The sequence below is a fragment of the Halalkalibacter alkaliphilus genome (assembly GCF_023555415.1).
Classification (GTDB): Bacteria; Bacillota; Bacilli; order Bacillales; family Bacillaceae_D; genus Halalkalibacter; species Halalkalibacter alkaliphilus.
The window spans coordinates 108,666-120,864 of sequence record NZ_JAKRYL010000009.1 but is presented as its reverse complement, the minus strand read 5'-3'; the positions used below and the strand labels follow the sequence as shown (position 1 = coordinate 120,864).

Genomic DNA, 12,199 nt, shown 5'->3' with positions numbered 1-12,199 from the left:
TTTTATGTGTATATTTTGATCAGTGACCTAAACAACTAAAAAAAGACAGCTGAGGATTCTCAACTGCCTTCTTATTTATTAAATTAGAATTTAGCTTGGTAAGCTGCAACTTCCCAGTTTGTAACAGCTAAACGGAAGTCATCACACTCAGCACGTTTTAATGCTACATACTCATTAAATGCGTGCTCACCAAATGTTTGACGGCCGATTTCCCCAGTTGCAAAACGCTCAACTGCAGCTTCTAGACTTGTAGGAAGGTTTTCGATTCCGCGAGCTTCTAGCTCTTCTTTGCTCATTTCAAAAATATCAGCATTTGTAGCTGGAACTACTGTTAAGTCACGATCTACTCCATCCAAACCAGCAGCTGCAATGATAGCAAATGCAAAGTAAGGATTAGCCGATGGATCTGGACAACGGATTTCTACACGAGTTCCTGCACCACGAGTTGCTGGGATACGGATTAGCGCAGAACGGTTAGATGCAGACCATGCGATATAGCAAGGCGCTTCATATCCAGGTACTAAACGCTTATAAGAGTTTACTAATGGATTTGTAACTGCAACGAAATCCTTAACATTTTCCATTAGACCAGCAATGAACTGGTATGCTTTTTCAGATAATCCTAGATCATTAGACGGATCGTAGAAAGCATTTTCTTGCTTCTCGTCATCAAATAGAGAGATGTTTACGTGCATTCCACTTCCGTTCTCACCAGCAAGTGGTTTCGGCATGAATGTCGCATGGTAACCAAATTGCTGAGCAACTGTTTTAACAACCCACTTGTATGTTGTTGCAGCATCAGCAGAACCTAATGCATCAGCATATTTGAAGTTAATCTCATGTTGACCGATTGCTACTTCATGGTGAGATGCTTCGATTGTGAAGCCCATCATTTTCAAAGCTTTATAGATTTCAAGACGTACTTTTTCACCAAGGTCTTTTGGAGATGGTTCAAAATAACCACCCACATCTTGAGTTTCTAATGTTGGTTGGCCATTTTCGTCAGTCTTGAATAAGAAGAATTCAAGCTCAGGTCCAACACTGATTGAATAACCTTGGTCTTTTGCACGCTTAACTGTTTTTTTCAAAACGTTACGTGGGTCGCCGTCAAAGTCAGAACCATCAGGCTTTTTTACGCTACATAAGAAGCGAGCTTCTGAATAACCTTCTTGCTCAGTCCAAGGTAATACAGCAAATGTAGTTAAGTCAGGATCAAGGTAAAGGTCAGATTCATTAATAGGTGTATACCCAGTAATAGATGAACCATCGAACATTACCTTTCCATCGATTACTTGATCTATTTGTTCAGCAGTAACTGTAACATGTTTAAGAGTTCCTTCAATGTCTACAAATTGTACGTGAAGAAGTTCTACATTCTTTTTCTCGATTGTTTCCTTAATAGTTGCAACTAAACTTTCTCTAGTCGGTGTAGATGTTGCCATTTTTAAACACTTCCTTTTCATGTAATGTTATGTGACATCAATTTGTTATGTTTTACTTTAAGGGGTTACTAGCTTTTACGCAACGGGTATGTCAGATAATCTCACATAGAATATGAAAGTACAGCTTTCGACAAAAACGGCATAATCTGCTCAACAAAGGTAATGAAAAGGCTTACTTATATGAGAATTTTCTCAAAACTTTTTTCCTTAATTATTTTTCTGACTATTGATATTAGAAGGATTATATACCCAGATACTCCCAAAATCAGGTTCGTAATTGCCTCTCATGGCACTAGTCAATGTTACAGGAGACTAGTGAGTGTATTCAATATCATATTGGAATTAATATGTTGTATGGAGTATGATGAGCTTTACTTTTGGTTTTTATTTTGTTTTGGTCTTCATTTAATCTATGAGCGACTTTTCTCTTTGATCCTTAGCTTGTTTCGGTCTTCATCAACCTTATGAGGCACTTTTCTCTTTGATCCTTAGCTTGTTTCGGTCTTCATCAAACCTATGAGGCACTTTTCTCTTTGATCCTTAGCTTGTTTCGGTCTTCATCAAACCTATGAGGCACTTTTCTCCTGTTTGGGTCCTCATCTATACCCAAACACCCAAAAAAACATGATGTATTCTAGTTGAATACATCATGTTACCTTAACTATCTTATGCATTTTTCGCTTTGCGCTGGCCATGTCCGCCGCGTCCGCCTTGACGACGTCCACGATCGTCTTTGCCACGGAACTGCCCTCTGCGGCGATCATCACGATCACGACGTCCACGATACGGTTTTCCACCACCGCTTCCGCCACCATCACGACGCTTTTTCACACGTAGAGGAGCTTCTCCTGTTAAACGAACTGGAGTTGTATCCGGCTCTTTTGTTAGAAGTTTTAATGCAGCTGCAAGAGCAGACGTTGCATCTGATTCTTGTAGTAAGTCTTTAGCTGCTTTACGATAGCTATCGGCATCACCGCTAGCAATTAATGAACGTAATTGTTCAACAGCTAATTCCTGTTGACCTTTAATCGCTTGTTCAAACGTAGGCTTTTGAACTTTGTTCATTTTTTTCTTCGTAATTTGCTCAATGGTACGAACATGATCCATTTCACGAGGCGTAGCAAACGTTACAGCTAGACCAGACTTACCAGCGCGTCCTGTACGTCCAATACGATGAACATAGCTTTCAGGATCTTGCGGAAGGTCAAAGTTATAAACATGTGTAACACCACTAATATCTAATCCACGAGCAGCAACATCTGTTGCAACTAATACGTCGATTAAACCACCTTTAAACTTACGAAGGACACTATCACGTTTTGCTTGGTTTAAATCACCATGGATTCCTTCTGCACGGTATCCGCGTTTAATTAGTGCTTCAGACAGCTCATCGACACGTCGTTTCGTACGACCGAAAACAATTGCCAGCTCAGGAGATTGGATATCCATGAAACGGCTCAGCACGTCGAACTTCTCTTTTTCGTGAACTTCTACATACTGCTGTTCAATATTTTCCATTGTTACTTCTTTAGCCTTAACCGCAATTAATTGCGGGTTAGACATAAATTGCTGTGCAAGCTTTTCAATTCGCTTTGGCATAGTCGCTGAGAATAAAAGCGTTTGACGCTCTGTCGGTACTTCTTTTAAGATCGTCTCAATGTCTTCAACAAAGCCCATATTTAACATTTCATCAGCTTCGTCTAATACAACCATATTTACTTCGTTTAAACGAATCGTCTTTCTTCTCATATGGTCCATTAAGCGACCAGGTGTTGCTACTACTACGTGTGGCTTGCGTTTCAAATCATTGATTTGTTTACGCATGTCCTGGCCACCATACACGACAACCGTACGAACGCCTTTATGCTTACCAAATTTAACGAGGGACTCTGCGACTTGATTCGCAAGCTCTCGTGTAGGGGCAAGGATAAGTGCTTGAACATGTGCTTCTTCAACATTAATTCGGTTAATTAGCGGAATACCGAAAGCACCTGTTTTACCTGTGCCCGTTTGCGCTTGCCCAATAATGTCTTTTCCTTCTAATGCGGTTGGAATGGTTTCTGTTTGAATCGGTGTCGCTTCTTCAAATCCCATTTCTGTTACTGCTCGAACCACTTTGTGATCCAAGTCAAAATCATAAAAAGTTGCCAAATATATAATCTCCTTTTTTGGTGAATTCACCATGTTACTTAATTTTAAACATCCTTCAATACTAACATGTCCAGATCAACAACACAATATGTATTTTTTCGGGGTCAGACCCCTCTGTATTGCAACAACGCGGTGAAAACCTGCAGAGGGGTCTGACCCCTTCATAATTAACCCAATTGATTTGACTCATAAATCAACACACGTTGATCTGTTTTCGTTAAAGCTGCTCTAACCATCACTTGTGCAACTTGTTCCCCAGAGATGGCCCGATATTTAGAGAGCGTCCCTTTCAACAATGGCTTGGCTAACTTCGCTCCCCATTCACCAACCTTCTCACCTATCCTGAGTTCATTACGCTCGCCAAGCAATAAAGAAGGGCGAAAAATATGAATATGTGAGTAAGCAAGTTTCATGACTGCTTTTTCCATCTCCCCTTTTACACGGCTATAAAAAAAGCGGGATGTTTCACTTGCTCCAATGGCTGACACGACTAAAAATTGCTTTGCTCCTTTTTGCAATGCACCTGCAATCTTCAAAGGATATTCGTAATCAACTTGTTTAAATGCCTCTTTCGTCTTTGCTTTTTTCATCGTTGTCCCTAAACAACAAAATACATCATCTACTTTTGGAATATCACTACTTTCTAAAGAGTCAAATGAAACAACTTTGACTTCAACCTTCTTACTATTTACCTCTATGTCTCTTCGTACAAGAATATAAATTTTTTTATACTCCTTTTGTTGTTCCAGCTTCTTCACAAGGAATTGGCCAATGAGTCCTGTAGCCCCAACTACGAGCGCTGTTCTTTGTTCCACTTGCAAACCCTCCTTTTGCTCTAATACATGAAAACCCTACGTTTGGTTATAGTATGAAAAGAAATTCCAATTATCGGAGGGATACATAATGTCAGATGATTACACTTTAATTGATTCTTCCATGCCAGAGCAACCAGAACCTTATTGGCGCGACTCCGTTGACTTGCCATCTTTTCCTTCGCTTGAAGAAGATGCAGCGATAGATGTAGCGATAGTAGGTGGAGGAATATCAGGGATTACAACTGCTTATCTTCTTTCAAGAGAAGGTGTAAAAGTCGCATTACTAGAAGCGAATGAATTATTAAATGGAACAACAGGCCATACAACAGCGAAGATTACCGCACAACATGGTGCCATTTATGACGAGTTTATCTCCCACTTAGGAAAAGATAAAGCCAAGCTTTATTATGAAGCAGCGACTGATGCTCTCCAATTTATTCAAAACCTTGTCAAAGAAGAACAAATCGACTGCGACTTCTCATCAGAGGACGCTTATTTATACACAACGACAAATCGAGGTGTAAATAAGTTAGAAAAGGAAAACGAAGCTTACAAAACATTAGGAATAGACGGTGGACTTGTTGATTCTATCCCGTTAAAATTGCCAATTAAATCAGCTCTCGTCATGAAAAATCAAGCTCAATTTCATCCACTTAAATACCTTTCATATTTAGTCAATAAGATTAAAGAAAACGGAGGTAAGATTTTTGAAAATACGGTAGCAGTTGATATTAAACACCAACCTAACCCTGTCATAATGACTAAAGGCGGGGCAAAACTGACTGCAAATCATGTTGTCGTTGCCTCTCACTTCCCATTCTATGATGGAGGCGGCCTTTATTTTTCACGTATGTATGTAGAACGTTCCTACGTATTAGCAGCAAAGGTAAAAAAAGGTGAATGCCCAGATGGAATGTATTTAAACGTTGATTCTCCGTCTCGTTCATTACGCTATACGATGAGAGACGGTGAAAAGCTTGCGATCATTGGCGGTGAGGAACACAAAACAGGACAAGGAATCAATACCCAATATCACTATGAAGCACTAGAACAGTACGGAATGGAGCTTTTTTCTGAGCTAGATATTCAATACAAATGGTCCGCTCAGGATATGGTCACACTCGACAAACTGCCGTATATAGGAAGAATTAATCGGACACATCGTAATATATACGTTGCTACCGGTTATCGAAAATGGGGGATGACAAACGGTACGATGGCAGGTCTTTTAATAAGCGACCTAATATTAAATCGTAAAAATAGGTATGAAACTCTTTATAGACCTTCACGCTTCATTGCTGACCCAAGCGTCAGGAAATTTATTACTAACAACGCCGATGTAGCAAAGCAACTTCTACAAGGAAAATTTGATAAGAGCGAGCTTCATCCAGATGATGTAAAAACAGATGAATCCCAGATCGTAAATGTTAACGGGAAACGAGCTGGAGCGTATCGTGACAAAGATGGCCATCTACACGTTGTTGATACAACATGTACACATATGGGATGTGAAGTTCATTGGAACGACGGTGACCGCACATGGGACTGCCCATGCCACGGCTCACGCTACTCCTATGATGGAGAAGTAATCGAAGGCCCAGCAAAAAAACCACTCAAAAAAATCGAATAAGTGAATAAGGGGTCAGACCCCTCTTTACCACATTAACGTACAACCGAGGGGTCTGACCCAGGGCTGTTGATTAGCCAGAATTTAGTAAATATAAGCATATAAAAAGACAAAAAAAGCCATCTCCGTTAAAGTGTAGTTACCGCTAACAAACACAAAGGAGAATGGCTTTTCATGAACAAGATTAACACACTTCCTCAGTTGTTACAATTATTCATTTCCGAAGAGGATTTCGACCAAATTGCAGTAAAATACGGCTATATAGAGACGGCACGGAAATTCAATTTCATTCATCTCATCCACTTTTGGTCCATTGCGGCTACGAAAGCATGGTCAGGTTTTCGAGAGGCAGAGGCAAATTTACCAAACTGTTCTACTTTACCGAATGTAGACCATTCAACCCTTGCGAAAAAAGCAAAAAGTGTACCTTACCAACTCATTCGTGAGATCTTTCAATTGCTTATCAAACGAATGAACCGATCGCTTCGTCGGTCATTTGTGAAAAAGTATAAACTTTATGCAGTCGATTCAACGACCATTACGTTTAAACATCCTAATTATTCATGGGCGCGTTATACAAGCAGTCGCCATGCGATACGACTTCATACCACATTTGATCTCTTGAACCATCAACCAAGCCAAGTCATTGAAACAACGGGACGCGATCATGATATTATGGTTGCCCCTAAACTTTATACTCATGAAGATATAAACGCTGTTTTCATAGGTGATCGAGGGTATGCTAGTACAGCAACCTTTGAAGACCTAAATGAACAAAACCAGCATTTTGTGATCAGAATTGCGGATGCTTATACAGCATCAAAGCGAAAAGCGTTAAAACGATTGAATGTAGAGAAGACCAACATTGTTAGGGATGAAACAGCTATTCTAGGTAAAGGTTCACGTGAGACAAAGAAAAGGTATCGTCTTGTCACCTTTCAGGATTCAGAAGGGCATGACATTCGTGTAGCTACTAATCTAATGGATTGTTCAGCAGAAGCCATTGCTTCCATGTATAAATCTCGTTGGCAAATTGAACTGTTTTTTAGATGGGTCAAGCAAAACCTCAAGTTATCAAACCTATTTGGAATGTCCGAAAATGCAGTGTACAGCCAAGTTTTTGGAACGTTAATCTCGTATTTACTGTTACGCTGGTTATATAACGAAACGAAGTCTGCCTGGAGTATGGTTTATTCATTAAATTTTTTGGATTTCTCGCGCAGGTTTATTCAGCATACTCTCCCAAGTGAGGTGAAAGCTGAAATTCAGTGGTTCCATCTAAATAGGAGAAGTCTATCTTATTTAGATGGAAAATATTAGTTAATCAACAGCCCTGGGGTCTGACCCCCCCTCCTCCCCCCTCACTTTCTCCTAGATCTTTTTTCACATTTTTGTTGAACTTCATTGAAATTGCGCCGATAATATCATTATTACTCAACTAGGAGGCTGGTACTTTAATGAAATCAATTCAAACTAGATTAATTAGTCTTATCTGTTTGATTTTAGTTGTTACGTTACTTGCAGTTTCTGCAATAACATATTGGCAAGTAAAGCAACAGGTTGAAGCAAATATTCTATCAGAAGGAGCTATCTCTACAGCCGATAAAAAGAGTCATATTGACCTTTATCTATCAAACTACGCTTCTTCCATGTATCGCTACACACACAATAATGTAATATCTGAGTTTCTGAATGCTGCAGGTGAAGAAAAAGAAGCACTTTGGCAATTAGTAAGCGAAGACTTCCTGATCTTCAATGAGCAAAATGAAAATATTGCGGTTAGCTATTTAGGAACGAATCAAGGTGAGTTTTATGCAGAACCATTTATTGATGTCGGTTCAGACTATGATCCACGTGTTCGCCCATGGTATGAACAAGCTTCAGCGAATCCAGGTGAAGTTATTTGGACAGAGCCATATTTAGATGCAAGTTCAGGCGAGTACACAGTTACGGTTGCCAAAGCGGTTATCGGTTCGAGTAATTCGATTTTAGGGGTCATCGGCTTTGATTTATCTCTAGAAGATTTAACAAATATCGTCTCTTCCACAAATTTAAATTATGACGGCTACTTCTTCCTTTTCGATGAAGCAGGCATTGCCCTCGTCCACCCTACTATGACAGAAAACAACCGTGAGGATCCGGTAGTCGCTCAAATACTAAGCGGTGGAAGTCATGGACTTATTGAATATAACCAAGACGGTTCTAACCAGATCCTTTTCTACGAAACGATAGAATCAACTAACTGGAAAATTGGCTCTGTCTTTGAACAAGAAAAAATGCTAGCGCAAGCGAACGAGCTACGTAATACGATTCTTATTACTGCTTTCATTGCAATCCTAATAGCCATTGGCATTTCTTATTTTGTTTCGAAAAAAATATCAAAACCAATTGTCGCTCTTCGTAATCAAGTAAGTCTAGTAGCTAACGGTGATTTAACCGTATCAATTTCATCCAATTCAAAAGATGAAATTGGGCAATTAACCAATGACTTTAATCGAATGGTCCTCTCCATGAAAGGGTTGATTGACTCGATTCAAACATCTGTTGAGCAAGTTTCTCAATCTACGGAAAACTTATCAGCTGTTGCTGAGGAAACCCTTGCTTCGAGCGATGAAGTTGCAGCAGCTATCAATGAAATAGCGAGCGGATCCTTACAACAAGCTGAGGATATTGATTCAACGAAGCTAGCAACTGTTGATCTATCCAAACAAATTGACTCCGTAAATACTTACTCTGCTACTCTTGTAACCTTGTCACAACAGGCAAAAAGAGAAAATGAAAAAGGCTCTGATACGGTATTCTTATTACGTGAACAAACACAAGGGTTTAATTCCGTCATTCAAGGGGTAGAAAAAGCCGTTCATACTTTATCGGATCGGATTATTGAAGTAGGTCAAGTCATTGATACGATTAATAATATTTCTGACCAAACAAACCTTCTCGCTTTAAACGCTAGTATTGAAGCGGCACGAGCTGGTGAAAGCGGAAAAGGATTTGCTGTTGTAGCGGCTGAAGTACGAAAGTTAGCCGAGCAATCCTCTCAAGCGACAAATAAAGTCAGGCAAACGATTGAAGGTATTCAGCTTGAGGCAAATAAAGTGGTTCATGAAATGACTTCAACTAAGACCATTACTGAAGAACAGAACTTGGCTGTACAAAGAACAGAAGCTAGTTTCGAAGGAATAGAAAAAGTAGTAGATCAAATGACTTCTGCCATTAACTCCATTAAGACAGAAGTAAAAAAAATGACCGATCACAAAGATGCGGTTGTTGCTTCCATAGAAGACATCGCTGTTGTGTCCGAGCAATCTACAGCCGCCTCCGAAGAAGTTGCAGCCTCATCAGATGAGCAAAGAAGAGCACTTTCTACTGTCTCCAACTCAACCGAATTATTAAATGATGCAACCCTTGAGTTAACAGAAAGAATGAAGCAATTTAAATACTAAACAAAAAAGGAAAGAGCTAGGTGCTGACTATACACCTAGCTCTTTCTCTCTTACAAAGGTTGTTCCACATGCAGTTCGATAATATGTCCATCTGGGTCACAGCAGAAAATTTGTGCAAACCCACTCTTGCTATCGGGCTTCTTAACGATGGTAATATTATGTTTCTTCAACCACTCCGCCGTTTCATAATAATCCTCTACGCGAAGTGCAAAATGCAGTGCTCTAGAGTTAATTTTTTGTTCTGCTTCACGAGGCATTGTCTCATCAACAATAAGATGAAGTTGCCCTTCTCCGATTTGATACCAAGCACCATCAAAGTCAAAATCCGGTCTTGCTACTTCTTTTAATCGAAGAACTTTGCCATAAAATGCTTTTGATCTTTCCAAATTTGATACCGGTAAACTAACATGATGAAGAAGTACTGCTTTCAACGTTTTCTCCCCCTCAGTTCGCAACACAAGCGATTTGTCTAATCATCCAACTTCAGCTTTGCTAACGCATCTGCTAATGCGTTGTTGGTGAACTCCTCTTGTTTGTTTTGCTTTTTCATGAAATTATTTACTTCTCGCTTCGATACTTTCTTGTTTTGGTTGTTTTTTCTTCGTTCTTGGAACGTTGATAACTTCTCCCTATGTCCACAAACACAAGCAAATGTTTGACCTTCGCCCTCTCCCCAAAGCTCCAATTTCTTTTTACACTTTGGACAGCGTGCATTCGTTGTCTTAGAAATATTTTTCTTGTAGCCACAGCCCGGATCCTGACAAACACGTCTCTTTCCATGCTTTGATTTCACTTCAAGTAACTGCTTTCCACAATCAGGACATGGGCTTCCCGTTACATTATCATGCTTAAACTGCTTCTCGCTCTGTTTAACCTGGCGAACGATGTCTGCTGCGTACTGTTTCATATCTGCCACAAAAACAGATTTCTCTAACTGCCCTTTCGCAATTTGCTCTAGCTTTTGCTCCCACTCTGCTGTTAGTGCTGGTGATTTTAGTTCAGCAGGAACTAACTCTAGTAACTGCTTTCCTTTGCCTGTTACATGTAAATATTTGTCTCTCTTTTCTACTAAATGAGTATTCAAAAGCTTTTCAATTATGTCCGCTCTTGTCGCAACTGTTCCAATTCCGCCTGTCTTTCCTAACGTCTGTGCTAACTCTTTATTATGGCTCTCTAAATAGGCACTTGGCTTCTCCATCGCAGAAAGCAGCGTACCTTCTGTAAGTCTTTCTGGCGGCTTTGTTTGTCCAAAAGCAACATTAATTTCTTGAACAGGTAGCGCATCACCTGCGCTCAACTTTGGAAGAGCACTCTCACGCTCATCTCCATCTAAATACGACGCGTCTTCGGAATAAACGACTTTCCACCCTACGCTTGTCATTCTCTTCCCTTTTGCAATAAACTGTTCCTTCGCAGCTCCTGCTGTAATCATTGTTTGTTCAAATTCATTTGCTGGGAAAAAAGCAGCTAGAAAGCGTCGTACAATTAAGCGATATAATTTTGTTTCCTTTTCACTTAATGCGTTCGGTCCCGGAGATTGTTCTGTTGGAATGATCGCATGGTGATCAGATACTTGTTGATCATTGATACAAGCTAGGCTTTTATCAATTTTAACGCCCTTTAACTGGGAAACCAATTTTCGAAATGGTTGAATATCACAAGCTTTTATGCGATCTGCTAACGTATCAACCATATCGGATGATAAATAATTTGAATCGGTTCTCGGGTACGTGATCACTTTATGCTGCTCATATAAACGCTGAATGGTAGAAAGCGTCTCTTTTGCTGAATATCCGAATCGTTTATTCGCTTCACGCTGTAGTTCTGTTAAGTCATATAACTTAGGAGCAGCAATCTTTTTAGCAGCCTTTTGAATATCTAATATGTTTAACTTTTGCCCTTTAAGTGACGTACGAATCGTTTCTGCTTTTGTCTCATCAAACATTCGGCGTTCATTCGTCTTCTGATCAACCCAATGAAACGATATTCCATCCTCGGTTTTCACCGTTAATTGCTTATAAGGAACAGGCTTAAATGTTTGAATATCTTTTTCCCTTTTTGCTATCATTGCAAGCGTTGGGGTTTGAACCCGTCCACAAGAAAGTTGAGCATGAAACTTCGTCGTTAATGCTCTCGTTCCATTCATTCCCACATACCAGTCCGCTTCTGATCGAGCGACAGCCGAATGATAGAGACCTTCAAACTGTTTCGCGTTTTTCAACTTCGCAAAACCTTCCTTAATTGCACGGTCTGTTACCGAGGATATCCATAATCGTTTCAACGGTTTATTTACATGTGCTTTTTCAAGAATCCATCTGGCAACAAGCTCTCCTTCACGACCTGCATCTGTAGCAATAATAATGTCTCCTACATCTTTACGCTGCAGTTGAGCCTTTACCGCATTAAATTGCTTGCTCGTTTGTTTCATCACAACAAGCTTTAACTGGTTTGGAAGCATCGGTAAATCATCTAAATTCCACGTTTTATAATTCTCTCCATAGCTTTCAGGCTCAGCTAATGTAACTAAATGTCCCAACGCCCATGTTACTATGTATTTGTCCCCTTCTAGAAACCCATTTCCTTTACGCCCACAGTTCAATACTCGAGCAATATCACGGGCAACAGAAGGTTTTTCTGCTAAGACAACTGACTTTTGCATCAAAACATCCTTTCCACTCTAATGCTTACATGATAGCATTCCATTTTAAAAAAAGATAT

General features: G+C 39.8%; 8 protein-coding genes. 3 read left to right on the top strand and 5 right to left on the bottom strand.

From position 1 onward, the window contains the following. Window positions 1–83 precede the first annotated feature (83 nt). The 3 genes from glnA to MF646_RS10560 all read right to left on the bottom strand — a co-directional run bounded on the left by glnA (window position 84) and on the right by MF646_RS10560 (window position 4,408). A complete protein-coding gene (glnA, locus tag MF646_RS10570; protein ID WP_250096460.1) occupies window positions 84–1,442 on the bottom strand; it encodes a type I glutamate--ammonia ligase in 1,359 nt (452 codons plus the stop codon). Window positions 1,443–2,108: 666 nt separating this feature from the next. Further along, window positions 2,109–3,593: a degradosome RNA helicase CshA gene (gene cshA / locus MF646_RS10565; protein ID WP_250096459.1), complete on the bottom strand. Its 1,485-nt coding sequence runs from the start codon at window positions 3,591–3,593 to the stop codon at window positions 2,109–2,111. Window positions 3,594–3,760: 167 nt separating this feature from the next. Continuing rightward, window positions 3,761–4,408: an NAD(P)H-binding protein gene (locus MF646_RS10560; RefSeq protein ID WP_250096458.1), complete on the bottom strand. Its 648-nt coding sequence runs from the start codon at window positions 4,406–4,408 to the stop codon at window positions 3,761–3,763. Window positions 4,409–4,496: 88 nt separating this feature from the next. On the opposite strand from MF646_RS10560, the gene MF646_RS10555 reads away from it, so the two are divergent. The 3 genes from MF646_RS10555 (at window position 4,497) to MF646_RS10545 (ending at window position 9,481) form a co-directional block, all read left to right on the top strand. Continuing rightward, window positions 4,497–6,038, top strand: coding sequence for an FAD-dependent oxidoreductase (locus MF646_RS10555; RefSeq protein ID WP_250096457.1), 1,542 nt, complete (start codon window positions 4,497–4,499; stop codon window positions 6,036–6,038). Window positions 6,039–6,209: 171 nt separating this feature from the next. Further along, a complete protein-coding gene (locus MF646_RS10550) occupies window positions 6,210–7,355 on the top strand; it encodes an IS4 family transposase (protein WP_250096456.1) in 1,146 nt (381 codons plus the stop codon). A 137-nt stretch (window positions 7,356–7,492) separates the two neighbouring features. Next, a complete protein-coding gene (locus MF646_RS10545) occupies window positions 7,493–9,481 on the top strand; it encodes a methyl-accepting chemotaxis protein (RefSeq protein WP_250096455.1) in 1,989 nt (662 codons plus the stop codon). A gap of 50 nt (window positions 9,482–9,531) precedes the next feature. Here MF646_RS10545 and MF646_RS10540 read toward each other — a convergent pair whose 3' ends face one another. Both MF646_RS10540 and MF646_RS10535 read right to left on the bottom strand, forming a co-directional pair. Beyond that, window positions 9,532–9,912: a VOC family protein gene (locus tag MF646_RS10540; protein WP_250096454.1), complete on the bottom strand. Its 381-nt coding sequence runs from the start codon at window positions 9,910–9,912 to the stop codon at window positions 9,532–9,534. A 38-nt stretch (window positions 9,913–9,950) separates the two neighbouring features. Beyond that, complete coding sequence (locus MF646_RS10535; RefSeq protein WP_250096453.1) at window positions 9,951–12,140, bottom strand: DNA topoisomerase III; 2,190 nt, start codon at window positions 12,138–12,140, stop codon at window positions 9,951–9,953. Between the last annotated feature and the right edge of the window lie 59 nt (window positions 12,141–12,199).

Coding starts and splice junctions, on each gene's coding strand:
- MF646_RS10535 (WP_250096453.1), bottom strand. CDS start 12,140: ATGCAAAAGTCAGTTGTCTTAGCAGAAAAACCTTCTGTTGCCCGTGAT.
- MF646_RS10550 (WP_250096456.1), top strand. CDS start 6,210: ATGAACAAGATTAACACACTTCCTCAGTTGTTACAATTATTCATTTCC.
- MF646_RS10555 (WP_250096457.1), top strand. CDS start 4,497: ATGTCAGATGATTACACTTTAATTGATTCTTCCATGCCAGAGCAACCA.
- MF646_RS10545 (WP_250096455.1), top strand. CDS start 7,493: ATGAAATCAATTCAAACTAGATTAATTAGTCTTATCTGTTTGATTTTA.
- glnA (WP_250096460.1), bottom strand. CDS start 1,442: ATGGCAACATCTACACCGACTAGAGAAAGTTTAGTTGCAACTATTAAG.